Origin of the sequence: Algicella marina, from assembly GCF_009931615.1 — a bacterium.
Lineage (GTDB): Bacteria > Pseudomonadota > Alphaproteobacteria > Rhodobacterales > Rhodobacteraceae > Algicella > Algicella marina.
Window position 1 is genome coordinate 1,308,295 of sequence record NZ_CP046620.1, and the last position, 24,607, is coordinate 1,332,901.

Annotated in this window: 24 protein-coding genes and 1 tRNA gene; 14 read left to right on the forward strand and 11 right to left on the reverse strand. The window is 58.2% G+C overall.

Annotation, left to right across the window (positions count from 1 at the left end):
• Window positions 1-4: 4 nt before the first annotated feature.
• From GO499_RS06490 to GO499_RS06515, 6 genes are all read right to left on the reverse strand, one after another.
• A complete protein-coding gene (locus GO499_RS06490; RefSeq protein ID WP_161861440.1) occupies window positions 5-1,993 on the reverse strand; it encodes an ATP-binding protein in 1,989 nt (662 codons plus the stop codon).
• A gap of 202 nt (window positions 1,994-2,195) precedes the next feature.
• On the reverse strand, window positions 2,196-3,371 hold the full coding sequence (locus GO499_RS06495) for an RsmB/NOP family class I SAM-dependent RNA methyltransferase (RefSeq protein ID WP_161861441.1): 1,176 nt from the start codon (window positions 3,369-3,371) through the stop codon (window positions 2,196-2,198).
• Window positions 3,368-3,784 (reverse strand): MAPEG family protein, encoded by a 417-nt coding sequence (locus tag GO499_RS06500; RefSeq protein WP_161861442.1) that lies wholly within the window; start codon window positions 3,782-3,784, stop codon window positions 3,368-3,370. The genes GO499_RS06495 and GO499_RS06500 overlap by 4 nt, the downstream gene beginning before the upstream one ends.
• 30 nt (window positions 3,785-3,814) lie before the next feature.
• Window positions 3,815-5,269, reverse strand: coding sequence for an IMP dehydrogenase (gene guaB / locus GO499_RS06505; RefSeq protein WP_161861443.1), 1,455 nt, complete (start codon window positions 5,267-5,269; stop codon window positions 3,815-3,817).
• A gap of 90 nt (window positions 5,270-5,359) precedes the next feature.
• Window positions 5,360-6,238 (reverse strand): sulfotransferase, encoded by an 879-nt coding sequence (locus GO499_RS06510; RefSeq protein ID WP_161861444.1) that lies wholly within the window; start codon window positions 6,236-6,238, stop codon window positions 5,360-5,362.
• Between the two features lie 76 nt (window positions 6,239-6,314).
• A complete protein-coding gene (locus tag GO499_RS06515) occupies window positions 6,315-7,928 on the reverse strand; it encodes a hypothetical protein (RefSeq protein ID WP_161861445.1) in 1,614 nt (537 codons plus the stop codon).
• Between the two features lie 283 nt (window positions 7,929-8,211).
• Here GO499_RS06515 and GO499_RS06520 point away from each other — a divergent pair, with 283 nt between their 5' ends.
• Window positions 8,212-8,538 carry a hypothetical protein gene (locus GO499_RS06520; RefSeq protein ID WP_161861446.1) on the forward strand — a complete coding sequence of 109 codons (327 nt, stop codon included), beginning with the start codon at window positions 8,212-8,214 and terminating at the stop codon, window positions 8,536-8,538.
• A gap of 43 nt (window positions 8,539-8,581) precedes the next feature.
• A complete protein-coding gene (locus GO499_RS06525) occupies window positions 8,582-8,941 on the forward strand; it encodes a thermonuclease family protein (protein WP_161861447.1) in 360 nt (119 codons plus the stop codon).
• An 89-nt stretch (window positions 8,942-9,030) separates the two neighbouring features.
• Here GO499_RS06525 and GO499_RS06530 read toward each other — a convergent pair whose 3' ends face one another.
• Window positions 9,031-9,471, reverse strand: a complete 441-nt coding sequence (locus GO499_RS06530; RefSeq protein WP_161861448.1) for a thermonuclease family protein — start codon at window positions 9,469-9,471, stop codon at window positions 9,031-9,033.
• 648 nt (window positions 9,472-10,119) lie between these two features.
• On the opposite strand from GO499_RS06530, the gene GO499_RS06535 reads away from it, so the two are divergent.
• The 5 genes from GO499_RS06535 to GO499_RS06555 all read left to right on the forward strand — a co-directional run bounded on the left by GO499_RS06535 (window position 10,120) and on the right by GO499_RS06555 (window position 14,051).
• On the forward strand, window positions 10,120-11,325 hold the full coding sequence (locus GO499_RS06535) for a tyrosine-type recombinase/integrase (RefSeq protein ID WP_161861449.1): 1,206 nt from the start codon (window positions 10,120-10,122) through the stop codon (window positions 11,323-11,325).
• Window positions 11,326-11,598: 273 nt separating this feature from the next.
• The gene (locus GO499_RS06540; RefSeq protein WP_161861450.1) at window positions 11,599-11,838 is read left to right on the forward strand and encodes a helix-turn-helix transcriptional regulator; all 240 of its coding nucleotides are present in this window, start codon (window positions 11,599-11,601) and stop codon (window positions 11,836-11,838) included.
• 96 nt (window positions 11,839-11,934) lie between these two features.
• Window positions 11,935-12,228 carry a winged helix domain-containing protein gene (locus GO499_RS19885; RefSeq protein ID WP_431309886.1) on the forward strand — a complete coding sequence of 98 codons (294 nt, stop codon included), beginning with the start codon at window positions 11,935-11,937 and terminating at the stop codon, window positions 12,226-12,228.
• Between the two features lie 117 nt (window positions 12,229-12,345).
• A complete protein-coding gene (locus GO499_RS06550; protein WP_161861451.1) occupies window positions 12,346-12,786 on the forward strand; it encodes a helix-turn-helix domain-containing protein in 441 nt (146 codons plus the stop codon).
• A gap of 758 nt (window positions 12,787-13,544) precedes the next feature.
• The gene (locus tag GO499_RS06555) at window positions 13,545-14,051 is read left to right on the forward strand and encodes a hypothetical protein (protein ID WP_161861452.1); all 507 of its coding nucleotides are present in this window, start codon (window positions 13,545-13,547) and stop codon (window positions 14,049-14,051) included.
• A 267-nt stretch (window positions 14,052-14,318) separates the two neighbouring features.
• Here GO499_RS06555 and GO499_RS06560 read toward each other — a convergent pair whose 3' ends face one another.
• The 3 genes from GO499_RS06560 to GO499_RS06570 form a co-directional block, all read right to left on the reverse strand.
• Window positions 14,319-14,849: a GNAT family N-acetyltransferase gene (locus GO499_RS06560; protein WP_161861453.1), complete on the reverse strand. Its 531-nt coding sequence runs from the start codon at window positions 14,847-14,849 to the stop codon at window positions 14,319-14,321.
• A complete protein-coding gene (locus GO499_RS06565) occupies window positions 14,839-15,045 on the reverse strand; it encodes a hypothetical protein (protein ID WP_161861454.1) in 207 nt (68 codons plus the stop codon). Before GO499_RS06565 ends, GO499_RS06560 begins: the two co-directional genes overlap by 11 nt.
• A gap of 233 nt (window positions 15,046-15,278) precedes the next feature.
• Window positions 15,279-15,368 (reverse strand) — tRNA-Ser (locus GO499_RS06570).
• A gap of 200 nt (window positions 15,369-15,568) precedes the next feature.
• Here GO499_RS06570 and GO499_RS06575 point away from each other — a divergent pair.
• The 7 genes from GO499_RS06575 to GO499_RS06605 all read left to right on the forward strand — a co-directional run bounded on the left by GO499_RS06575 (window position 15,569) and on the right by GO499_RS06605 (window position 22,017).
• A complete protein-coding gene (locus tag GO499_RS06575; RefSeq protein WP_161861455.1) occupies window positions 15,569-16,519 on the forward strand; it encodes an SPOR domain-containing protein in 951 nt (316 codons plus the stop codon).
• Between the two features lie 27 nt (window positions 16,520-16,546).
• Window positions 16,547-17,704, forward strand: a complete 1,158-nt coding sequence (locus tag GO499_RS06580) for a D-alanyl-D-alanine carboxypeptidase family protein (RefSeq protein WP_161861456.1) — start codon at window positions 16,547-16,549, stop codon at window positions 17,702-17,704.
• A 1-nt stretch (window position 17,705) separates the two neighbouring features.
• Complete coding sequence (gene tmk, locus GO499_RS06585) at window positions 17,706-18,332, forward strand: dTMP kinase (protein WP_161861457.1); 627 nt, start codon at window positions 17,706-17,708, stop codon at window positions 18,330-18,332.
• Complete coding sequence (locus GO499_RS06590; protein ID WP_161861458.1) at window positions 18,329-19,426, forward strand: DNA polymerase III subunit delta'; 1,098 nt, start codon at window positions 18,329-18,331, stop codon at window positions 19,424-19,426. Before tmk ends, GO499_RS06590 begins: the two co-directional genes overlap by 4 nt.
• 73 nt (window positions 19,427-19,499) lie before the next feature.
• Window positions 19,500-20,285, forward strand: a complete 786-nt coding sequence (locus GO499_RS06595; protein WP_161861459.1) for a TatD family hydrolase — start codon at window positions 19,500-19,502, stop codon at window positions 20,283-20,285.
• Entirely contained in the window at window positions 20,278-21,075 is a 798-nt protein-coding gene (locus GO499_RS06600; protein WP_161861460.1) for an MBL fold metallo-hydrolase, read from the forward strand. The genes GO499_RS06595 and GO499_RS06600 overlap by 8 nt, the downstream gene beginning before the upstream one ends.
• Window positions 21,076-22,017, forward strand: a complete 942-nt coding sequence (locus GO499_RS06605) for an AEC family transporter (protein ID WP_161861461.1) — start codon at window positions 21,076-21,078, stop codon at window positions 22,015-22,017. It begins immediately after the preceding gene.
• 7 nt (window positions 22,018-22,024) lie between these two features.
• On the opposite strand, the gene GO499_RS06610 is transcribed toward GO499_RS06605, so the two are convergent.
• Entirely contained in the window at window positions 22,025-24,466 is a 2,442-nt protein-coding gene (locus GO499_RS06610) for a GcvT family protein (RefSeq protein WP_161861462.1), read from the reverse strand.
• Between the last annotated feature and the right edge of the window lie 141 nt (window positions 24,467-24,607).

Sequence of the window (24,607 nt, forward strand, 5' to 3'; positions counted from 1 at the left end):
TGCGTCAGTGCAATCGATTCTGGCCGTAACGGTCCATGTGTTCGCGGACCCGGCCTGTAAGATCATTGAGCGAAAAGGGTTTTGCCAGAAAACTGGAACGGGGAATTTCCTCGTGCCCGTCCTTGAATGCATCTTCGGCGTATCCGGAGACGAAAATGGTGCTGACATCCGGGCGCAGTTGCAATGCCTGGCGCACCCAACTGGGGCCGTCGATGCCCGGCATCACGACGTCGGAGACGAATAGATCGACATGGGTGTCATTCTCCTCCACCAAAGCCAACGCTGCTTCGCCGCAATCGGCCTCCAGCACTTCGTAGCCGCGCATTCGCAGCGCCCGCGCGGCGAATGAGCGGACCGGGGCCTCGTCCTCAACCAGCAGGACGACGCCGCGACCGGTAAGGTCCGGTACGCTCTCTTCCTCGGACGGAGCAAGGAGGTTGGCGCCTGCCTCCGCAACGGCCGGTCCGTCATAGACGGGCAGATATATGGTGAAACACGTGCCCTGCCCCAGAGCACTGTCGACGAAGATGAAACCGCCGGACTGCTTGATGATGCCGTAGGCTGTGGACAGGCCAAGGCCGGTGCCCTCTCCCACGCGCTTGGTGGTGTAGAACGGTTCGAAGATCTTGTTCAGCAAGTTGGGCGGGATGCCCTCGCCGGTGTCATGCACCTCGATGACGCTATAGCGACCGGCCGGTACATTGGCCCTGTCACGGCGGAGAGCTTCGTCCAATTCAAGGTTTCGAGTGCGCAATGTCACGACGCCGCCTTCGCCCATGGCGTCGCGGGCGTTGACCACGAGGTTGACGATGACCTGTTCCAGTTGGCGCTCATCCACGCGGACCGCCCAGATATCCTCCAGATTTTCAAGGTTGAGTTGCACCTTCTCACCAAGAAGACGGTTCAACAGGTGAGCGAGTTCCGCCATCGTGTCGTAAAGATGGAGGACGTTCAGCCTCAACGTCTGTTTGCGGGAGAATGCCAGCAACTGGCGGACGAGGGCCGCGGCGCGGTTGGCGTTCTGCCGTATCTGGATGAGATCGCCATGTTCCGGATCGCCGTGATCATGCCGCAACAGCAACAGGTCGCAGTGACCATGAATGGCCGTCAACAGGTTGTTGAAGTCATGTGCGATGCCGCCTGCAAGCTGGCCCACGGCCTGCATCTTCTGGCTTTGCACAAACTGGGCTTCCAGTGTCTTGAGTTCGGTCGCGTCGCTGACAACTGCGAGGACCAACGGATCGTCGTCCTCGACAACGCGGATCATATTGACCTGCAAAAAGACCTCACTGCCGTCACGATGACATCGGGCCACCTCGGATCGACTTTGGGCGCGACCGGCAAACGCGTCTTCCAGACGTTCGGGGATCGAGCGCCCAAGCCCCTCGACATGGTCGGCAAAGCGTTTGCCAGGCACCGCTTCCTCGTCCAGAAGGTTTTGGGCGGCAGCGTTCAGATAGGTCATCCGGCCTTCGAGATTGATGCGAACAAGGCCGACGGGTAACTTTTGAAACAGATCGTCTTCCTGACGGGGCACGTCGGCCTTCGCGCTGCCGTCACCGACATCCCTTGCTGGCATGTTGGCACTGGACGTGTTCATTTCGGAGATCGACCATATCTGGGCGCCGTTGCCGAGCTGGCGGACGAGGATGCTGGCAGGACTGCTTTTCCAGAGAATCATTCGGGTCGACTGACCTTTCACCGCAGCCTCCCGCCCCAGCGAGTAGATAAGCGTTTCACTTTCTGCCGTTCCGGTTGCGAGGTAGTTCGCGAGAAGACCCCTGATGTTGCCGGCCTTGCTGTTGGTTCGAAGTATCGAACCGCGACGGCTTACGAGAAATACGACGCTGTCAGAACTGTCGAAATATTGGTTGAACGCCCGGCTCTCTGTGGTGTCCTGAAGCTTGCCGATGGTAAAATAGACGATGACCGCGACGATCAGACCAGACAGCGGGCCCAAGGGAATATCGCCGACACGGACATCGGCATACATCCAGACTCCAGCGACGACCAATCCTGACAAAAGCCCAAGGAACGCAGGCCCGCGACTGCGCAAGTGAAGGCTTCTCAACTCATTCACGCGCCAATCCTTCCTTCGTCGCAGTGGCGTAGTTGCCGGCAGCCTCCCCAAAAATTGTTAACGGGTTATAAATCTCGCGGCCGGCAACGGTTGGAAAAAACCGGATTACGTCATATCAATTCTTGACGAAGTGCGCAAAGCAAAAGCCGTCACACTGCGCAGTCACGGAGAGCAATTCTTCATTCAGGCAAGTAAAATTGGGATAACGATCAAGGAACGTCTTCACCACTTCTGTGTTCTCAGACGGCAGGAGAGAGCAGGTTGCGTATGTGAGCCGGCCGTTGGGCCGAAGATGACGCGCGGCCTTGGAGAGAATATCCAGTTGCAAATTCGGGTAGGCAGCCAATCGATCCGGCGTAAGCAACCATTTGCCCTCCGGGGCACGGCGCCAGGTCCCGGACCCGCTGCATGGGGCATCGACGAAGACGCAATCGAAACTGCCGGAAATGGCATCACCGCTGACGCATTCAACGGATATTCCAGCACGGTCTGCGCGAGCCGGTAGGTCTCGCATTCGCGCGTTATCTACATCGTGAGCAACAAATCTGCCCGTACCTCCAGCAGCGGCGGCAAGAGCGAGGATCTTGCCACCCCCACCAGCGCAATAATCGAGTATGGCATCGCCTGGACTGACACCAGCAGCAAGTGTCGCGATCTGGCCTGAGGCATCCTGCAACTCGACCAGACCCTTTGAATAGGCCTGTGAGCGGGCGATACGGCGAGGGTTTTCAACGACTTCTAGGCCGGTCGAAACGTTGCCAAGTTGTCGGGTAACGATACCCTCATCGGCCAACATCGACATTGCCTCATCGCGGCTGGCGCGAAGGGTATTCACTCTCAGGTGCACGGCCGCGCGGGATCTCAATTCCTTTGCCGTTCGCAGCCAATCGTCGCCAAGCGCGTCGCGAAAGGCCGACACGAGTAAGTCCGGGAGGTCGGCGTGGATAATTTCGGGTGCTGTTGCCAAATCCCGCAATGCGCCTGTCTCTGTGGATGTCAGCGGTACAGGGCCGTACCTTGAACCGTCGAAAGCCGTGAGCCCTTCCGGCTGCTGGCAGAGCAGTCCTGTCATCAGCGCACGACCGCTTTCCTCGACCTGACCGGAACACCAGAGAGCAGACCGACGTTGGCGAAGCACGTCGAACACCAAATCGCGCAGGGCCGCGCGATCCTTGGAGCCGGCATAGCGACTGTTGCGGGCCCAGCGTGTGAGTGCCTGTTCCGCCGGACTGCCTGCGATGACGGCATCCAGAACCTCGATCGCGGCGGCGACACGGGCGGCAGGTGTCACAGCATGATACCGACAGCGAGGGAAAGCCAGAGCACCGCCAGAGCGATCAGCGACAACAGGAAGGACTTGAAGCGGGTCGGCAAGTGGTTGGTGGTGACGTGCACGCGGCGGTGGAGAAGTCGCAGGGCTGCGTAGGCGATAGCGCCTATGGCCACGCCCCAGTTGACCTCCCCCAGCGCGGCGGCGAGGGCTACACCGGCGTAGAGAAGGATCGGCGTCTCGAACTGGTTATGAGCGTTCGCCTGCATAAGGCGGACCTCGCGCGGATAACTGGTCGTGTCGATTTCGATGTCACCGTAGGCTATTCCGTGCGTGCGGATGGCCTGCAGGCGGGCACGACCCATGGCGACAATGGCCCAGAACGTCAGGCCGACCTGAACGAAAACGGCAAGCAATGACAGTGCGAGTGGCATTTCCAGCTCCTTCAGTTGAATGCGCGCCTGTCAGCGGCCGATGCGGTAGTTGGGGCTTTCGCGGGTGATCTGCACATCATGGACGTGGCTTTCCTGAAGTCCCGCATTCGAAATGCGAACGAACTCACAACCTGTCCGCATCTCTTCAATCGTCGCGCAGCCGGTATAACCCATGGCGGCGCGGAGGCCGCCAACCAGCTGATGGATGACGGCTCCGGCGGCGCCCTTGTAGGGCACCTGCCCTTCGATGCCCTCGGGAACCAGTTTTTCGCTGGAAACTTCCTTTTGGAAATAGCGGTCGGCGGAGCCGCGGGCCATGGCGCCGACGCTGCCCATGCCGCGATATGATTTGAAGCTGCGGCCCTGATAGAGGATTACCTCGCCCGGCGCTTCGTCCGTCCCGGCGAGCATTGATCCGATCATCGCACAATCGGCCCCGGCGGCGACGGCTTTGGCAAAATCTCCGGAGAACTTGATGCCGCCATCGGCGATTACCGGCTCTCCGGTCTTCATCGCTTCCTGCGCGCAGTCAAAAATCGCGGTGAGTTGCGGCACGCCGACACCGGCGACGATGCGGGTGGTGCAAATGGAGCCGGGACCGATGCCAACCTTGACCGCATCCGCGCCGGCGTCAATCAGGGCGCGGGTGGCTTGTGCCGTCGCGACGTTGCCGGCGACGACCTGGACGTCATTCGAGAGTTTCTTGATCCGGGTAACTGCCTCGGCGACGGACGCTGAATGGCCATGGGCGGTGTCGATCATGATCACGTCGACACCTGCGTCGATCAGCTCCTCGGACCGGGAGAAGCCGCTGTCACCGACAGTGGTTGCGGCAGCAACCCGGAGGCGACCGAGACGATCCTTGCAGGCCATCGGGTTCAGGACCGCCTGCTCGATATCCTTGATCGTCAGGAGTCCGGTCAGTTCATCCCTGTCGTTGACTACCAGCAGTTTCTCGATCCTGCGGCTCTGCATCAGGCTTTTGGCCTCGGACAGGTCCGCGGGTTCGCGCAGCATGGCAAGATTGTCGGAGGTCATCATCACATGTACCGGCGTCGCATCGTCGGAAGCGAAACGCATGTCCCGGTTTGTAACGATACCGACAACCCGGCCGTCGCGAACCACCGGGAAGCCGGTGATCTTGTAGCGTTCCTGAAGGGCCTTGGCGTCGGCCAGAGTCTGATCCGGTGTCAAAGTGATGGGATTGTAGACGACACCCGACTCGAAGCGCTTCACTCGACGGACTTGGCGGGCCTGCTCCTCGATATCCAGATTGCGATGCAGTACGCCCAGACCACCGGCCTGAGCCATGGCGATGGCCATCTTGTCTTCCGTCACTGTGTCCATTGCCGAACTGATCAGCGGAACATTCAATTGTACGGATTTGGTAACACGTGTGCGCGTGTCTGCGGTGGCGGGCAGCACCGTGGATGCGCCGGGAACCAGAAGTACATCGTCAAAAGTAAGTGCCTCACGAATCTGCATCGCTCTCTCCCACGGGGTATTCGCTTTGGCGCTTCTCTATTTCATGAGGCGACAGAAAAGGAAAGCCACGGATTGCGCCGCGTTACTCCTTCAGGAATTCCAGCTTTCGGGAAGAGCGGCGCCAAACTTTGCCTGCATCGCCTCATAGACCGGAGCGAGCTTCTCGGCCGCCAGCTTGCGGAAATCCGGGTCGATGACTTCCGGCTTGGAACCGAAGACCCGTTTGTTCACATCCGCTTCCATTTGCGGCAGGCCCATGAACTCCGTCAGTTCATGGATGGTCTCTTCCTGAAAGAAGGTCTCGTAAAAACCGTAGTAGATCCGCTCCGCCGGGACGGCCTTTTCCAGCTCGGCAATTGTCAGGTCGTAACGGGAACGAGAAATGAACTCGTTGGTAAACCTGTGATCTGGCCGGGCCAAGACACGTTTGACGATCTCCGCTGGCTCCGTGTTGTTGACCCGGGAACTGAAGCGAACCTGCGACCAGGCACGCTCTATCGGGTCACGCATCAGGAAAATGAAGCGCACATCCTCCGCCAGTCCTGCCAGTTCGGCATAGGTTGCGGCATCGAAGAGGCTATATTCCGGCGACATGTCGGCAATGACTTCGGTGCCGGGAGCTGCTGTCGCCGATACGATATCGACAAACGAGCGATCTTCCTTGAGGTATTCGACGATTTCCCTGTCGACCTCGATCCGAGCAGGTAGCCACTTGCGGCCGGGATTGGCTTTCAGCCGAGTTTCGGCCTGGGTGATGCGAGTCCGCACTCGCACGAGGTTGGCTTCCGGGGTCGTTTCTTTTGCCGGATCGTTCCGGGTCGGCCGGATGTTGGTGAAAAACTGCAGCTCCTTTACGCGGTGAAAATGAACCTGCGGATACTGATCAAGATGCTTATAGAGCCATGTCGTTCCCGCCTTCTGAGCGCCGATGCAAAACAGGAGGCGTGGCGATTTGGTCTCTGCAGGCATTGGGCAGTCCTCTCGTGGCAGAACGGTGTTAATCTGCCAGTAGGCCAAGCCGGATCATATCGCAAGTTCGGATCGTTTATTGCGGCAATCTGTAGGTGCGCTTGCGAAAGAACGAATAATCCTTCCAGCAATCGACAACATAGAGTTCGCGGAACCTCCGATCCTTGTAGAGACCATCGAGTATGTTGTCGGCGAATGCGTTGTCGGTCCAGCTTTTATCCGCGCAGTCGCGGCGTTCGGGCGATACGATGTCGGGCAGCGTTTCGAAGAAGACCGTCTTGGAGAAGCCGCCGTGATTGGTGTAGCGGCCAGCGTGGTTCCTGTCTGCGTGAGCCATCTTGACCCAGTTGAGGCCCAGTAAATCGTAGATGGGGCCATCGTAGCTCATCGATATACCGCCAGCGATGTAGATGCCGATGCTGGGCGCGGGCTGTAGAGCGTTGAAATCCCGCCCCATCTTCCGAGACATGGAAGCGATACCGAATTCGACTGCATATCCGCCCTTGGCCTGTGAGAACCGCCACCATTGCAAACCGGTCAGGGCGACCGCAAGGATCAGGACGATCGGAAGCAATTTCCTCAAGCGATGCTCCCTGCCGGCAACAAGGCAGGCAATGCCGAGGGTTGCAACCGGGATCAGCAAGGGCAAAAAAACCTGATAGAAGCGATGCGAACCGAAATGGTCACCGCCGAGGCCTACATAGACCATCGCGCCAGCGGCGAAGAACATGGTTAGAAAGGCTGAAATCCGGATGATGGTTTCTGCATGCGGGGCTTTGCGCGTCCGCAGGACGTGGATGAGTGCGCATGCGGCCAGGGCGAACAGCAGAAGGTGCACAGGTTCAGTCAGGTAGGATTTGAGATAGCGCAGTCCGTCATAGAGTTGAGGCCCGGTTTGGGTGGAGATCTTGGCATAATAGGTATTGGGATGGATCTGTCCGAAATAGGCGTAGCGCAGACCAACCATGATACCATAGGCGGCGCCCGTTGCGACCAGAGCAAGGAGGGCAGCGCTACGTTGACGGCTTCGCGCCTGCGGCATGCCGACTGCCAGCAGAAAGAGCAGGATGGCGCATCCCGCGCCGACCACCACACCTTCAGGCCGACACCAGGTGACAAGGGCCGACAGGAGCATCAACGCCGGAACATTGGTCTTGCCGGCGAACGAACGCAGGCAAGATTGCACGAGCAGAGCCACGAGCAAAATCCACAGCCCGGTGTCCATCAGGCTCCACGTCGTCCAGCCGACGAATGTCGGCACAAGGAGGAACAGGAAGGCGGCGGCCGGTGTGTAGCGCATTCGCAAATCCGCCGCGGCAAACAGGATGCGGGTAATCTTGAGGCTCGTCAGAACAATGGCGAACGTGATGATGAGACCCGATAGGCCGATCAGGGGTTCCGGACGGTCGATGAGGGCGAAGGCCATGACGTTCCAGGCCGTCCATAGCGGAGATGTCGAGCCCTCCACCCGCTCACCGCCGACGAAATAGACGTAGCCGTGGCCTCCGGCGATGTTCTCGGCGTAGTTCTGGGTGATGTTGGCGTCGTCGAAACCAACGCCGGGATCAAGCACAAGCCAGGTGAACGCGGCAAGGAGGAGCGTGACGATCAATGCCAACGGCACGTCACCTATCAGGTAATCCGCCCGCGAACGAACGACAGGACTGTCGAAACTCAGTCGATCACTCACCACGATACAATCCACCCCGGTCGGGTGCCCCCACCCAGACGCAGCGCCAAGGCTGCCAGTTAACCATATCATGAATGCCACAGGGCGTTGGTTGCTAATGTGACAAACCCACCAGTTTCGCGCATTTCCGATGGAACAGGCGTGGCGTTCCTGCTGACTGACCGAAATTGTGGCACGCTCCGCCAGCCCAAGCGCCCGTAAAAATCAAATTTGCATCACAGTTTGGCAGCAATTGCCGTGAATTTCTTAATCACGATTAATCAATTGCCATCGGAGAACGTTAATGAAAAAGCTGATCATTCTGGGATGCCTGCTCGTCGCAGCCTGCGCGAAAGCACCCGAAGAAATTTCCGCGGCCAATATCGGGCCGAACCCCTACACCCACGCGTCATGCGGTGACCTTCGCTCCGAAGAGGTGCGTCTGAGCCAACACCTGACCAATCTCAGCGCGGCGCAGCGGGATGCCCAAAGTGGCGATGCCCTCGGCGTTTTCCTGCTTGGTCTGCCGATCTCCAGCATGGCGGGCAACGACAAGGAAGCCGAAATTTCCGTCACCAAAGGGCGGATCCAGGCGGTCGAACAAGTGCGCATCGGCAAGCGCTGCGCCTGATGAGAGCAGGCGACGTGCAGACGAAACCCGGCTGGAACGCGGAATGAAGGCCCTGCTGATTTGCGCGTCGCTGACGGCCGTTGATGGTGACACCGTCAAATGTGACGGTGTCAACCTGCGCCCGATGGGGGATGGCGCACCATATGTATCCGGCTTCGACGCGCCAGAAATCCGTGGAGAGAAGTGCCCGCAAGAGGAACGTCTCGGGCTGGCGGCCAAGGCGCGTATGACCGGCTACCTGCGTGCCGGGGTGCAGATTGAGGACAGTGGTGTCGAGGACAGGTACGGTCGGCCACTGGTAGTGCTGCGGCTCTCGGACGGCTCGACCGTGGGGCGCAGAATGATCGAAGACGGGCTGGCGAAGACATGGGAACCGGGAGCGCGGATCGATTGGTGCTCCTGATTGACTACCCGAAAGCCTTGGCGATTTTCCTTTTGCGAAGCTGAAGCTGTGGTAGAAAATACCAAAGCCTGCCACTCGCGAGCGGCAGATCAATGTCTTGAGTTGCCCTGCCCCTGCCCTCCAGCCGGCGCCCGCTGGTTCGCCTCAAACCTCTCCCACACATGCAATCTGCCCTTCTGACGCGCATCGGCCAACCAGAGCTTGCGACGGGCGTTCGGAACTTCCAGTGCCCCGTAGCGGCCACCCGAAAACTTTGGCCAGTCTATCGCCAAACCGAGTTTCACCATCTCTGCCGAAAGGTCACGACCGTCCGGAAGGAAGCACTTGGCCACGGTACGTCCGTAGTCATCCTGCGCAACTATTTCGGCGGCCACCAGATGACCCTTGCATAGCGATACGAGCGCCCATTTGGCCTTGATTCCGTACGGGCGATTTAGCTCGGGTGCGTCGATTCCGAAGAGACGGATTTGCGGTCTACGGATGGTAATTGTGTCGCCATCAACAACATAGACACGGCCGCGCAGGAGCATTTTCCGACTTTGCGGCTTCGAAGTCCTCGCAGCGAAGGGTCGGTGCCGCGCCTCGGACTCGGTGCGGGGTTTGATTTTGTCAGCATTGCCCGAATTGTCGGCATTTCGGGAGTTGCCGAGGATAGCGGCGATGCTGAACGCTAAAAGAACGAAGAATATGACAAATTCCAAAAATGACGTCCCGGATGTATATCAATAGAAACTTGTCGCAAAATTGGAGCACAAATTTTGGAATAAGTCTCTGCCGGCACATTTCGTGAGCCTATCGATTTCTTTTCTACAGAAGGATCAGCTGTTATTGATTTTTTTGGTACGATGAACTGCGGTCTTTGTCTTTTGGAAAAAACCAACATCAGGTAGTACAGGGCCACTGGCGGGAAGCAGGTCCAGCAGCACCCAATTCCACGAGGCTTCGGGGAACCTCTCTGCGTCCTGGTATCTAGAGGAAACGCCAAATTCCGATCGCGGTCGCGGCGGAGTTTTGGCCACCACGCTTGAGGTGGCGGAGAAGGTGTCCGCCGAACTTACTTCCAAAACGGTCTTCAATGTCCTTTTTTTAAAAGACATCTCTAGCGTCTACGTCTTGCACGTTCCGAACGCATCCCCCATATTCCAGTTTGAAATGGGGGACGGAATGGAGCCGTAGATATGACCGAGCAGAGAACCAAACCCGCCAAGCACCCGGAAAAGGCGCTCTCAGCGCAGTTCGTTAAATCGGTAGTCGAACCCGGCAAATATACTGACGGGCACGGGCTCATTCTCAAGGTGGACAAGTCCGGGGCGAAGCGCTGGATTCAGCGGATTGTCATTCGCGGTAAGCGGTCAGAAATCGGGTTGGGCTCCACATCCCTTGTAAGCCTCTCAGAAGCGCGTGAAGTGGCGCTGGAGAACCGCAAGATGGCGAGAGCGGGGGGAGACCCGCTTGCCGCCAGACGGGAAGCTGAGGCGGTTCTGACGTTCGCCGAGGCATCGAAGAAGGTTCACGCCCTTCACCTTCCCTCATGGCGGAATGAAAAGCACGGCGCTCAGTTCCTTTCGACACTGGAGACCTATGCCTTTCCGCATTTTGGAAAGAGCCGCATTTCTGAGGTAACAACGGCGGACGTGCTTTCTGCGCTCCAGCCAATTTGGCTTGAGAAGCCGGAAACGGCGCGGCGGGTACGCCAACGCATTGGCACGGTCATGAAATGGGCGATTGCGCAGGGGTGGCGTCAGGACAACCCGGCTGAGGCAATCTCCAAGGCGCTCCCCAAGCAGCCTAAGACGCGAGCCCATCGCAAGGCTCTGCCGTATGGCGAGGTGGCGGGCTTTCTGGAAACCCTTAAGGCATCCAATGCCGGACCCTCTACTAAGCTGGCACTGGAGATGCTGGTGCTGACGGCATCGCGGTCTGGTGAGGTGCGTCTGGCGGAGTGGTCAGAGGTAGACTTCCAGAATGCCGTCTGGACGCGCCCAGCGTCGCGCATGAAGGCCGCTAGAGAGCATCGGGTGCCTCTCTCGCCCCGTGCGCTGGAGGTGCTGCAAGAGGCGCGGAATTTGAGCGATGGGCAGGGGCTTATCTTTCCCGGCACTAAGCCCGGCAAACCCCTCTCAGATATGACCCTTTCCAAGCTAGTGAAGGCGCTGGGCTTCGATGTGGACGTTCACGGGTTCCGAACAAGCTTCAAGACTTGGGCTCAGGAGCGCACCAATACGGCTGGTGATGTTTCTGAGGCTGCGTTGGCCCATGTCATAAAGGACAAAGCTGAGGCTGCTTATGCGCGGTCAGACTACTTTGAGAAGCGCGAGAGGCTAATGGCACGCTGGTGTGAATTCACCATGAGGAAAGATACAAAGATAATCTCTATTGCTTAACCCGACCCTTCTTCAACGCAAACGAGGCTAACTGGGAGAGGGAGGCCCACCAGATTTTGTTGGTCATTCAGGCGTCAACAACAAAATATGACGAATGCGTGAAAATACTCGTTGACCCCCTCAGGCTCTTCTCGATGATAGGCGGCATGCATAAGAAGCGAAAAAATGTATGACCGCCACCATGGTTGCACCCACAGCAGCGGTCGAAGTTGAGAAGGTATTTCGACTCATCTCAACTTCTCTTTCGCACAACAAGAGAAGGACTGACAACCAATGTCTCTCCCCCAAGACACATTCTCACATGCATATTCCGTCATACGGCGACCTGAGGTAGAGGCCAGAACTGGGCTTTCCCGTTCTAGTATCTACGCAAAACTTGACCCGAAGAGCCGGTACCACGACCCAGACTTCCCTAGGCCCGTCCGAATAGGAGTCAGATCCGTGGCTTGGTCTGAGCGGGAAATCGCCGAGTGGCTTGTCAGCCGAACCATCGCGAACCGCGACGCGCGATAAAAAAACACCCGCCTAGTCAATCGACTGAGTGCGGGCGAAGGGCCTTGAACAATCTCCTTCTAGCACCGCACCAGTCCCCCATCAAGGGAGACGAACGTGAAGATTCACGTAACATACCTTTGCGGCCTAGAGGTCCGCACAATCCAACTGAAGGCCCGTCAGGGGTGGACACTCTATCAACTTACTAAAGCTGGTCGGAGGGGCATTACCAGTCTAGAGCGCCCAGCGCTGCGCTTGGCGGCCTATGTCCACAATCTGCGCAAGCGCGGCTTTACCATTGAAACGGAAATGGAGCAGCACGGCGGAGCATACAAGGGCCGACACGCTCGTTATCGACTCTTGACCCAGATCCTTGCGGTTCAAATCCTGAGCGAAGGAGGCACGAAATGAGCGGCAAGCCTCCGAAGAAGCCAGACCCACAGCAGAGACGTGTCCACTATCGACACGGCGTCACCAACCCCTCAACAGCAGCGACAATCGCGTTGCTCGCATTCGGGGGGACGGTCGATGACTAAGATGCGCAACAAAGGGATGGAGGGGCAATACGCCCCTCTCTCCTACGCCCTTCTGAAATCGCCAGCGTGGCGCTCTCTTTCCGGCAACGCAGTGCGCCTCTTTCTGGAGTTGCATACCCGCTACCACGGCACCAACAACGGCTCTGTCCGCCTTTCATTCGAGGAGGCAAGCAAGGCGCTGGGCATCGGTAAGGCGACGGTTCAGCGGGCGTTCAAGGAACTCCAGGCCAAAGGCTTCCTCGTTCTGGTGAATGAAGGGAACTGGTACAATAGACGCGCTCATGAGTGGCGCATCACCTACAAGCCGGGGAACGAAGGCGGCAGACGTCAGACGCCTACCAACGACTGGAGGCGTTGGCAGCCATCGAAAAAAACATATCGCGGTTCCAGATCGGAACGTGACGCCCCTTCTGTGGTTCCGCCTCAGAACTGAATGCCCTTGCTTGGTTCCGTATTGAAACCCGTCAGGGGCGATTTTCGGATGCCGTTCGGTCCCAGATCGGAACACTAGTAATAAGCCACTCCCCTCTATACCCGGAGGGGGGAGGTAGACTAAAGGGACGTCAACCTGCCTATCAGGGAGGACGCGCAATCAATCAAAGGTCAAAAAAGTTTCGTTAGTCTGGAGCGTCCGCTGAATGAAAACTGAGGGGTGAGGCTTTTTGCACTGGTTTGCGGCGAACGCTAGCAGCACCCTCACTCCGTTCTGGAAGTGCCCATGGGTTAGGTACACTCCGTTTTTCTCTGCTTCTGGCCTCAAGGCTTTCGTGCTCAGTGTCTTTAGCGACGGACGTGGTCAGCCTTCAACTCGGTCACCCTTATGTGTGGTTTGCGACGCCAATGGTCGCCTGTTGTGTCGTCCCTGACCTGCTCCTGAATCCCTTGCTAAGACAGGCGCACTTCGCGTCACCTAACGATTCCCTGTCCTCTCGACATTAGGGGAATCCTCAGTGCCAGTTCCGGTTGCATCACACGCCCTTCTCATTCAGGAACTTATATCAAGCGTCCTATGGAAATGCTCCTTTCTCGTGCTTGCAATCGATTGCAACGTGGGCATCGGAGGGCTCATTTTCAAGCTTTCCAGCACAGTCTCCGCCGAAGTGGGCAAGCAAGTCGCGCGTTAGTTTGCTTGGCACCGGCTGCGCATTGCGGTATTATAGAACCCCAATTACGTAGGTGCGTGGGACTACCATGACTGCCAGAGACATTGAGAAAAAGGCTGTTAGCCTTCCCGCATTCGAGAAGAATGCCGAAGGCGCTCTTAGCGTTAACCTGCCGTGCGAGAAAGGAATGTTCGCACTCTACGGCATCGAGACACCGGAGGCGCTGGAGGGACTACTGCATTCTGGCGTCAATGCGCTGGGCGAAGGTAAGCCCGAACGGTATGCATTCATACCTTCCCTCATGGCCGAATTGAAGCCGCGCGACGTTGCAGAGGCGATGCTGATAACCCAGATGGGCGCGACGCATCTTGTGTTGGCGGACCTGAGCCGCCGCATCTGGAGCGCCGGAAATGCCCAGATGCGCGAGGCACTGGAGCGTTCGATGACCCGTCTGAGTCGAACCTACATGAGCCAGATGGAAGCTCTCAAAAAGTACCGCGCGAAGGCTCAACAGATCGTCAGGGTGGAGCGTGTGACTGTCGAGAATGGCGGTCGGGCCATTGTAGGCGCTGTAAGCGCCAAGGGGGAGGGTTAGAGGTGAAAACCGACGCTAACCCCATGCACCCCGCCCAGCGCCTCCAGAAAGCGCCCAGATGCACGGCGCATTCCAAGCGAACGGGGAAGCCCTGCCGGTCTCCAGCGGTCAGAGGGTGGCGCGTCTGCCGTATGCACGGGGCAGGAGGCGGAGCGCCATGTGGCGTGAATCATCCAGCGTTTACACACGGCAAATACGCGCGTGAGTTTTTAGAGTTTCTCAGGCTGGCACGGACAATTGAAAAGTGGAGACCTTAGGAGCTATGTGTCAGGTCTTCTTCAAATCGAAGAACATGACGGGTTCATTGCGCTGGATGTTTGCAGGTGTATCTATGAGCCGAAATCCGCACTTCTCGTAGAACTCCACAGACGGTTTTTTTGCGTCAACGACAACAAATCGACAGCCAGCGGCTTTGGCAATGTGCCGTGCGCGACCTACTGAAAAATCGACTAAATTTCTGCCTAATCCGCAGCCGCGATACCGTCTGTCTATGGCCAGACGCGCCAATTTTAAGGCAGGATACTGTTTGTGAGTGAACTGTGCGCCGTCTAATTCGTTCTCATCTAGCTCATGAACAATTTCGCCGCAGACCAAGGTTACGTAGGCAATGACAACATCTTGATTGTCTTTTCTAATCACATATGTCTTGGCGAGATACTGTTCTTGATACTTCTTTGCATGGTTTTTTAGGAATGTCTTGAGGGGAATGTATATCTCGCACCCCATAGAAATAGACCCGACTTTGTCGCCGGGTCTAAGCTCTCTTAGTTCATATTCTGTGTCGTCGTCAGCTGGCAACTAACTTCTTCGCCCGCCGACGCAGTTTGAAGGTCACTTTGCCCTCTGACTGAAATTCTTCGTTCATTGCCGAACCACGCTCAACAGTAGTCTTTGCTACATCCTTTGCGCGGCCATAGGTTACCTGCCGAGCAAATTTTGCTGCATCGTCCTTTGTAAGCGTAACACGGCCAAACGCATGCGACTTAATGGCCATGATTCACCCTCCTTGGTTTTCTCCAATATGGTTCAATAGCTACGTGGCCACAAGATGGCCGTACTCAAAAATCGTTTAGGTGACATTAATCAAACGCACTACGCTGATAAAAATGTTCCGCAAAAAAACCGGAAAATTCGCCGCTTCGCCAGCGGATTGATGGTCAAAATGGGGGGCGGAAAGCTGACGGAAATCAAATTTCCCTTAACTATCAAAGCTTTATTGGGTGATTTTGGCGGAGAAGGTGGGATTCGAACCCACGGAAGGCTTGCACCTTCAACGGTTTTCAAGACCGCCGCATTCGACCACTCTGCCACTTCTCCGTCCGACTGTCTTTGCCAAGCCGGAGCGCGAATGTCCATAATGCATTTCGCAACCGCGTGGGCTTTCCTTTCATATGCAAAACGACTAAACTCGGTATAGGAAAGCGGTGACAAGACCGTATATAGGCGGAGCAGCATTCGTGACCGGATTGACCCAAGGCATTGAGACGGGTCGGCGCGGATACAATCAGGGGGCATTCATGGATATCATGGTTGGTGGTTCGGTATTGGCCCGGTGCGGGTTCGTCCTCGTGTGTGGGCTTGCCCTTTCGGGATGTGACGAACTGGGGGGCGGCAAAGGTGATGCTGCCGCTTCGGCAACCGTGAATACCTCACGCGGCCAGCTGCGGATCGAGGAACGCGATGTCGAGGCGCCGGACGTTTTTTCGCTGCGCTCGACCGGGCTCTGGGATGGTCGGCCCACGTTCGGCGGTGTCTGGGTCGCCGTGCCTCAGAACGTGGAACCGGACCGCGTGAAGATCACCAATCTCGACACCGGCAAGTCCATCGAAGGCGGGCTGTTCCGCAAGGAAGTGGACAATCCCGGTCCGAGCATCCTCGTTTCTTCCGATGCCGCGACCGCGATCGGCATGCAGGCCGGAACGCCCGTCGATATGGAACTTGTCGTTCTGCGCCGCGAGACGGTGGAGATAACCCCGCCTCCGCCTGTTGTGCCGCTTGAAGATGCTGCGCCAGAAGACGACGAAACGGCAGTCGCTGCGGCCGATATCCCGGCTGAAGGCATATCAACCGAAGCGCTGGAGACTTCTGTTCTAGAGGCAGTGGATGCATCCGTTGCGGCGGTAGAGACCGCCGCAACGGCGGCGGCAACACCTGCGCCAACACCAGTGGAAGCCCCTGCAACAGCCACGCCGGAACCTGTCGCGCCAGCGCAGGCAGAACTGCTGCCGCCGGCCTCCGAAATTGAACGGCCCTATGTTCAGGTAGCGACAGTCAGCAACCCGGCCGGCGCCAATGATATCATCAAAAGGTTGCAGGGTGCGGGGCTGAGTGGGGAGTTGCGTGTCGGCCAGAACGCTGGCAAGACGATCTTCAGTGTTGTGATCGGTCCGGCGCAGACAACCAAAGAACGCTCCGAAATCCTGGGCAAGGTACGCAAGCTGGGCTTCACCGACGCCTACCCCGTCTGACGGCGGGCAATCGAGGAGGAACGGAAGATGCGCTTGGGTTTCCCTACCCGTTTTGCGGCTATTGCGGCCCTGTTCTTGGCGCCATTTCAGGCTGCTGCATTGGACACAACCGCCCGCGCGGCACTGGTCGTCGACCACAATACGCAAACCGTGCTGCTATCCAAGAACGCCGATATGTCGTTGCCACCGGCTTCGATGTCCAAGCTGATGACGCTGTCTATGGTGTTCGAAGCCCTTCAAAGTGGCAGACTTTCGCTCACCGACGAATTTCGCGTTTCTGAAAAAGCGTGGCAGATGGGCGGCTCGAAGATGTTCCTGCGTGCAGGCAACGAGGTGAGCGTTCAGGATCTGATCCGAGGTGTCATCGTTCAATCCGGCAATGATGCATGCGTGGTGCTGGCCGAGGGGCTGGCGGGTTCCGAGGCCGCTTTTGCCGACCGGATGACGCGCCGGGCGCGCGAAATCGGAATGAACAATTCCACCTTTGCCAATTCCACCGGCTGGCCGCACCCCGACCATCGAATGTCGGCCGAGGATCTGGTGACGCTGGCAACACATCTCATCGACCAGTATCCCGAGTACTACGGCTATTTCGCGGAACGCAGTTTTACATGGGACGGCATTGACCAGGACAACCGCAATCCGCTGTTGGGCCTGGATGTCGGAGCGGATGGCCTGAAGACCGGGCATACCGAAGAAGCCGGTTACGGTCTTGTCGGTTCGGCGGAGCGGGACGGCCGCAGGATAACGTTCATGCTGACAGGCCTCGCCAGCGCGCAGGCACGGCTGGTTGAATCTGAGCGGATCGTCAACTGGGCTTTCCGGGAATTCTATACGCGCACCCTCTTTGAAAAGGACAGTGCAATTTCCTCCGCGGACGTCTGGATCGGCTCAGCCCCTACTGTCACGCTGGCCGCGGCGGAAGACATTCGTGTCGTCGTGCCTTTCGAGGAGCGTGAAAACGTTGAAACCAAGGTCATCTACAACGGACCGATTGCGGCGCCAATCGCAAAGGGCGACAAACTTGCCGAGTTGGTGGTCAACGTGCCCACTGTCGGTGAACAGCGCATACCGCTTGTCGCCGGCGAATCCGTCGAGGATGGTGGCTTTCTGACAAGATTCACGGCTTCGGCGCGTATCCTGAGTGGACGGTTGCTCGACACGGCGAACGAGATGATCAACTGACATGGGCTCTCAGGGGCGGTTCATCAGCTTTGAGGGTATGGATGGCTGCGGTAAATCCACTCAGGCCCGGTTGCTGGCGGAGCGTCTGAAAGCCGATGGCCATGACGTCGTGCTGACACGCGAGCCCGGTGGCTCCGCCGGTGCGGAGGATATTCGCCGTTTGCTGGTGGAAGGCAATCCGGGACGATGGTCACCGGAGACGGAGATACTGCTGTTCACCGCCGCCCGTCGTGACCACATGGAACGGTTGATCGCCCCGGCGCTTGAACGCGGTGCCATTGTCATCACGGACCGATTTGCCGATAGTACCCGTGTGTATCAGGGGGCGGCTCGGGCGGATTTGCGGGATGTTGTCGATGCCCTCCACCAGATGATGATCGGGCAGGAGCCGGACATGACCATTGTACTGGACATGGAGGCCGGCGATGCCCTGCAACGCGGACTTGCCCGCCGCTCCGGCGAAGACAGATTTGAGGACATGGGACTGCCGTTTCAGGAACGGTTAAGGCGCGGTTTTCAGGAACTGGTCCGCGACAATCCGAAACGATGCCGCCTGATTTCCGCAAATGGCTCGGAGACCGAGATCGCCGGCCGTATTGATGAAACCGTCGGCAGCGTGTTTGCATGAGTGAAGAGCCGCTTCCCGAGGCGGACAAACTGGATGCGGCCGCGCACCCGCGCCATACCAGCGAATTGTTCGGACAGAACGAGGCCGAGGCGACGTTTCTGGAAGCATATAATTCCGAGCGGCTGCACCACGGATGGTTGCTGACCGGGCCGCGCGGTGTTGGAAAGGCGACGCTCGCGTGGCGGATTGCACGGTTTGTGTTGCGGGGCGACGAGGGCGGACTGTTCGGTCCACCTGCGGATCTGGCGATTGATCCGGAAACGCCAGCGTTCCGACGCACGGCGGCGCTTTCGGAGCCGGGGCTGATGTTGTGCCGCCGCGCTTATGATGAAAAGGCCAAACGCCTGAAAATCCAGCTAACCGTTGAAGAGGTGCGCAAACTCAAACACTTTTTCGAGGTTTCGGCCACCGATGGCGGTTGGCGGGTCGCCATTGTCGATGCTGCCGACGAAATGAATACAGCGGCGGCCAATGCTCTTCTGAAGATCCTCGAGGAACCACCAGCGAAAGCGCTGCTTCTGCTCGTGTGCCATCGCCCTGCCCGGCTGCTGCCGACGATCCGATCCCGCTGCCGGACGCTGAAGCTGCGGCCGCTTGGGAATGACGATCTCGTCGCGGCTCTGGCGTCACTGGGCCATGACGCGTCGCTCGGTCCGGTGGAAACAATGTTGGCGGCGGGATCAGTCGGTGAGGCCTTGCGCGTTCTGGAGGGCGACGGCGCGTCACTCTATCTGGATATTCTCGCGCTGCTCGGCAGTGCCCGGCAACTCGATACGGCACGCGTTCTGGCTCTCGCGGACAAGGCAGCTGGGCGAGGTTCCGAGGCAGCATATGATCTGATCCTGCGGTTGACGGGCCTGGCACTGGCGCGGATGGCGCGGGCTGGCGCCGGTGGAGAAGCGCTCCTGCCGCAGGAACAGGAAGTGGCTGAGATGCTTTGTCCCGGTCTGCAGCCAGCGCAGGCTTGGGCCGAGGCACTGCAGGATATAGAGGCACGCGCCGCCCATGCGCGCGCCGTAAACATCGACCCGGCACAAGTCATCCTGGACAGTTGGATCGCGATCTCGCGCGCCGCACGCTCCATTGCGGCATGAGCCTGCCTTGACGCTCCTCCGGGGTTCCTAGATACCTCGAGGGAGTGAATGACACGATCCGGAAGGCCCTCCCTTGCTTGATCTCGTAGACAGCCATTGCCACCTCGATTTCCCGGATTTCGAGGGCCAGTCGGCGGAAATCGTGGCGCGCGCTCGGGCGGCGGGCGTGCGGCGGATGGTGACGATCTGCACCCGTCTGCGAAGCGAACCGGAGGTGAGGGCGTTGGCGGAAGCGCATGACGGTGTTTTCTACGCCGCCGGCACTCACCCGATGAACGCCGCAGACGAACCTCTGGCGACCGTCGATGAATTGCTGGCGCTGACGAAACATCCGAAATTCGTGGGAATTGGCGAGACGGGGCTCGACTATCATTATACTTCCGAGAGCAAGGATGTGCAGAAGGAAAGCCTGCGCATCCACATTGCAGCCGCGCGGAAAAGCGGCTTGCCGCTGATTATCCACGCGCGGGCTGCTGATGAGGACATGGCCGAAATTCTGTCTGAGGAATTTAGAAACGGCGCCTATTCCTGCGTGATGCACTGCTTCTCCTCTGGCCCGGAGTTGGCGCGTGCCGCACTCGATCTGGGTTTCTATCTGTCGATGTCCGGGATCGCGACTTTCAAGAAATCGCAGGCTCTGCGCGACATCTTTGCAGCAGCACCGCTGGATCGCGTGTTGGTGGAAACCGACAGCCCCTATCTCGCGCCGGTTCCGCATCGAGGTAAACGAAACGAGCCGGCCTTCGTGGCCCACACGGCGGCAACCGGCGCCGATATCTTCGGCCTCTCGCCGGAAGAATTCGCGGATGCGACAACGGCCAACTTCGAACGCCTCTTCTCCAAGGTGGTCGATGGCTGAACTGGCGATCACGATCCTGGGCTGCGGTTCGTCCGGCGGAGTCCCGCGATTGGGTGGCCACTGGGGCGCCTGCGATCCAGAGAATCCGAAGAACCATCGTCGACGATGCTCGATCCTTGTCGAGAAGACCGATGGCAGCGGGACAACCCGGGTGCTGGTCGACAGTTCACCGGACCTGAGAATGCAACTTCTGGACGCCGGCGTCGGCCATCTTGACGCGGTTGTCTATACGCATGAGCACGCCGACCACGTGCACGGTCTCGACGACCTGCGGATGATCGTCTTCAATCGCCGCAGTCGCCTGCCCGTATGGGCAGATACCAAAACCACAGCCTCTCTGACGGCCCGTTTTGGATATGCTTTCATTCAACCCGAGGGCAGCAGCTACCCGCCGATCCTCGAACTGAACGCCATCGACGGAGCCTTCAAGATTTCCGGGGAAGGTGGCGATGTGCCGTTTCTTCCGTTTCGCGTCCAGCACGGGGGTATCACCTCGCTGGGTTTCAGAATCCATGATATCGCCTACCTGCCAGATGTAAGTGACATGCCGGCGGACGTCTGGCCTCTGCTGGAGGGGTTGCAAATGTGGATCCTGGATTCACTGCGCTATACGCCGCATCCCACCCATATCAATTTCGAGACGGCGTTGGCTTGGATCGACCGCGTTTCTCCGAAAGCCGCTATCCTGACCAACCTGCATATCGATATGGATCACGACACAGTTGCGGCCGAGACACCCTCCCATATCCGCCCGGCCCATGACGGGCTCCGACTGAGTTTCGAGGTCTGAATGCTGGTACTGCTCGACGTCGTCATCCCCGTATTTCTGGTGATCGGGGCCGGTTATCTTGCCGTAAAAGCCAAATTTTTTGCTGATCCGCATCTCGATGCGCTCATGAACTTCACTCAGCACATTGCCATTCCTGTCCTGCTGTTCCGGGCGGCACTGATGCTGGAGTTGGGCGAGGTGTTTGACCCGCGTCTGCTGCTGTCTTTCTACACTGGCAACACGGTGGCATTCTTTCTAGGCATTCTTGCCGCACGGTTGATTTTCAAGCGCCGTCCAGGTGAGGCCGTGGCTATCGGGTTCGGGGCGTTGTTTTCGAATTCCGTTATACTTGGCGTGCCGATCATCGAGCGTGCCTACGGCGGCGAGGTAATGGATGCCGCCTTCGCAATTATCGCCATCCATGCGCCGTTCTGCTACGTCCTCGGGATTACGGTGATGGAGATCAGCCGCGCCGATGGACGCAGTGCAGCCGATACTGGCAAGGCAGTACTGCACGCGGTTGTCCGTAACGCCCTAATGATCGGACTGGGATTGGGATTTCTGGGTAATTTCAGCGGCTTGGTTCTTCCGGATACCGTGATGGCGGCCGTTGACATGATCGTGCGAGCGGCCCTGCCGACGGCGCTGTTTGCTTTGGGCGGAGTGTTGACGCGATACCGGATGCGAGCTTCACTTGGGGAGGCCGGCATGGTCGCCTTGCTGTCATTGGTGCTGCATCCAGCAATAGCCTATGTGATCAGCCACCATTTCTTTGATCTCGAGCTAAGCTTTGTTCGCGCAGCGGTGTTGACGGCCAGCATGGCGCCAGGGGTGAACACCTATGTCTTCGCCACGTTGTATCACCGGGCGGAGGATGTAGCGGCATCCACCGTGCTGCTGGCCACGGGCGTATCCGTGTTAAGCGTCTCGGTATGGCTGACAATCCTGAACAATCTCGGGTAGCCCCAGATCAAGTGCGCATCCGCTGTGAACGCGGATCGTAGAATGGTTGCAGCGACGGCGTTGCAACGTGTTTTTCGCCTGCGATTTCAATGTGGTATTTCGATTGTAATAAGTCCTCACCTGTCTCGCCACGTGCCGGCACGTATCCCATACCCAAGCTCGAACCGACGGTATGGCCATAGGCGCCGGATGTAATCAGACCGACGATTTCGCCGTCGCGCCAGATCGGCTCATTGTGGTGCAGCATCAACTCCGGCTCATCCATCCGGAATTGTAGCAGGCGCGATTTCAAACCATTATCCTTTCGGCGCAGCACAGCATCTCTGCCGATGAAGTCCGGTTTCTTGGTGCAGACGGCAAAACCCAGACCGGCCTCAAGCACGTGATCGTCGCTGGAGATGTCATGGCCGAAATGGCGGAAGCCCTTCTCCATGCGCAAGCTGTCCATGGCGTGGAGACCGCAGAGCTTCAGATCATGCGGCTCGCCTGCCTGCCACAAGGCCTCGAACACATGCGCTGCCTGATCGGCAGAGACGTACAGTTCCCAGCCAAGTTCGCCGACGTACGACACCCGATGCGCCCGAGCGAGCGCCATACCTATCTCAATTTCCTGCATGGTTCCAAAGGGTTGAACGCCATTGCCGATATCTTGCGGTACGATCTCGGGAAGAATGTCGCGCGATCGGGGCCCCATCAGGCAGAGCACCGCTTCGGCGGCGGTGACATCGGTGATTACCGCAAAATTGTCGCTGACGTGACGATGGAGCCAAGCCATGTCCCTGATTACCGTTGCGGCCGGCGTCACCATCAGGAAGGCGGTTTCCGAAAGTCGGGTGACGGTCACGTCCGCCTCGATCCCCCCGGATCGGTTAAGCATCTGAGTGTATACGATCTTTCCGATTGGAACGTCGATTTCGTTGGCGCAGACACGATTCAGAAAGCGCGCGGCATCGCGGCCCTCAATCCGCAGTTTTCCAAAGGAAGACATGTCGTAGAGGCCAGCGCCCTCACGGATAGACAGATGTTCAACCCGTTGATTTTCATGCCAGTTCTGACGATGCCAACTGTAGCGATAGTCTGTTTCCTGACCCGGTCGGGCGAACCAGTTCGCCCGCTCCCACCCTGCGGTCTCTCCGAAGACTGCGTCGCGCGACTTGAGTGCCTCGTGGATAGGTGAGCGGCGAATGTCGCGGGCGGTTTCAAACTGGCGGTGGGGATAGTGATCGGCGTAGAGAAGGCCCAGAGTTTCGCTAACACGTGCGGCCAAGTACTTACGACTCCTCTGGAAACCAAAGGCGCGGCGAATGTCGCAATCCCACAGATCAAAGGGCGGTTCACCATGCTCTATCCAGTGGGCAAGTGCCATGCCGGCCCCACCCGAACTGGCGATGCCGATGGAATTGTAGCCAGCAGCAACCCAGTAGCCGCGCAGATTGGGAGCTTCACCGAGGTAGTATCGATCGTCAGGCGTAAAACTTTCGGGTCCGTTGAAGAACGTGTGAATACCGGTGTTTGCCAGCATCGGCATGCGGGATACGGCCTGTTCCAAGATCGGCTCGAAGTGATCAAAATCCTCAGGAAGTTGATCAAATTCAAAGTCTTCCGGAATTCCGCTCATACCCCACGGTTTGGCTTTGGGCTCAAACGCGCCCAACAAGATCTTGCCCGCGTCTTCCTTGTAATAGGCGCATTCGTCGGGGACGCGGAGGACTGGCAGGCGTGGAAGGTCTGGAATGGATTCGGTGACGATGTAGAAATGCTCGCAGGCGTGAAGCGGGAGGGTGACGCCGCTTTTGGCGGCAAGGTCTCGCCCCCACATACCGCCGCAGTTGATGACGATTTCAGCGTCGATGCTGCCTATATCGCCGCGAGATTGCCATTTGATTCCAGTGACTTGTCCTCGTTCTTGCAGAACATCCAGCACCTTGACCCCTTCCTCGATCCGAACCCCGCGCTGACGGGCGCCCTTGGCGAGGGCGAGGGCGATGTTGGCCGGGTCGGCCTGACCGTCACCGGGAAGATGGACAGCGGCGCGAAAGCCGTCCGTATTAAGGTGGGGATAAAGGTCTAGCAGCGTTTCCTGAGTGATTTCATGGGCTTCCACGCCAAGAGCACGAGCGAGACTTGCTTGACGCAGGATTTCCTCGCGCCGGTCATCTGTCAGAGCGAGAGTGATGGATCCGGTCTGGCGCATGCCTGTGGCAATCCCGGTTTCCGATTCGAGTTTTGTATATAAATCAGCACTGTAGCGGGCGAGCTTCGTCTGGTTTTCGGTGGCGCGAAGTTGTGCGATCAACCCGGCAGCGTGCCAGGTGGTGCCGGAAGTCAATGACTTGCGTTCCAGCAGCAGGATGTCTTGCCAGCCGAGTTTGGCAAGGTGATAGGCAACGGAACAGCCGGATATACCGCCGCCGATGATGACGACGCGGGCCGAGGTGGGCAGGGTCATGTGGCGCCTCTGCGAAAGCTGGGTTTGGTATGGGTTTGGTATGGATTTGGTATTGCGACTGTTTCACTCGGGATTTGCGTCGATTTTTTGTAGAAACTCCCCACCGGGCGCACCGTTTGCGCATGGGTAAGCCGACGCCCG

Coding starts and splice junctions, on each gene's coding strand:
- GO499_RS06580 (WP_161861456.1), top strand. CDS start 16,547: ATGCGCTTGGGTTTCCCTACCCGTTTTGCGGCTATTGCGGCCCTGTTC.
- GO499_RS06610 (WP_161861462.1), bottom strand. CDS start 24,466: ATGACCCTGCCCACCTCGGCCCGCGTCGTCATCATCGGCGGCGGTATA.
- guaB (WP_161861443.1), bottom strand. CDS start 5,269: ATGCAGATTCGTGAGGCACTTACTTTTGACGATGTACTTCTGGTTCCC.
- GO499_RS06540 (WP_161861450.1), top strand. CDS start 11,599: ATGTCTCTCCCCCAAGACACATTCTCACATGCATATTCCGTCATACGG.
- GO499_RS06555 (WP_161861452.1), top strand. CDS start 13,545: ATGACTGCCAGAGACATTGAGAAAAAGGCTGTTAGCCTTCCCGCATTC.
- GO499_RS06600 (WP_161861460.1), top strand. CDS start 20,278: ATGGCTGAACTGGCGATCACGATCCTGGGCTGCGGTTCGTCCGGCGGA.
- tmk (WP_161861457.1), top strand. CDS start 17,706: ATGGGCTCTCAGGGGCGGTTCATCAGCTTTGAGGGTATGGATGGCTGC.
- GO499_RS06535 (WP_161861449.1), top strand. CDS start 10,120: ATGACCGAGCAGAGAACCAAACCCGCCAAGCACCCGGAAAAGGCGCTC.
- GO499_RS06605 (WP_161861461.1), top strand. CDS start 21,076: ATGCTGGTACTGCTCGACGTCGTCATCCCCGTATTTCTGGTGATCGGG.
- GO499_RS06575 (WP_161861455.1), top strand. CDS start 15,569: ATGGATATCATGGTTGGTGGTTCGGTATTGGCCCGGTGCGGGTTCGTC.
- GO499_RS06500 (WP_161861442.1), bottom strand. CDS start 3,784: ATGCCACTCGCACTGTCATTGCTTGCCGTTTTCGTTCAGGTCGGCCTG.
- GO499_RS06550 (WP_161861451.1), top strand. CDS start 12,346: ATGACTAAGATGCGCAACAAAGGGATGGAGGGGCAATACGCCCCTCTC.
- GO499_RS06525 (WP_161861447.1), top strand. CDS start 8,582: ATGAAGGCCCTGCTGATTTGCGCGTCGCTGACGGCCGTTGATGGTGAC.
- GO499_RS06565 (WP_161861454.1), bottom strand. CDS start 15,045: ATGGCCATTAAGTCGCATGCGTTTGGCCGTGTTACGCTTACAAAGGAC.
- GO499_RS06520 (WP_161861446.1), top strand. CDS start 8,212: ATGAAAAAGCTGATCATTCTGGGATGCCTGCTCGTCGCAGCCTGCGCG.
- GO499_RS06530 (WP_161861448.1), bottom strand. CDS start 9,471: ATGCTCCTGCGCGGCCGTGTCTATGTTGTTGATGGCGACACAATTACC.
- GO499_RS06510 (WP_161861444.1), bottom strand. CDS start 6,238: ATGCCTGCAGAGACCAAATCGCCACGCCTCCTGTTTTGCATCGGCGCT.
- GO499_RS06490 (WP_161861440.1), bottom strand. CDS start 1,993: ATGTATGCCGATGTCCGTGTCGGCGATATTCCCTTGGGCCCGCTGTCT.
- GO499_RS06590 (WP_161861458.1), top strand. CDS start 18,329: ATGAGTGAAGAGCCGCTTCCCGAGGCGGACAAACTGGATGCGGCCGCG.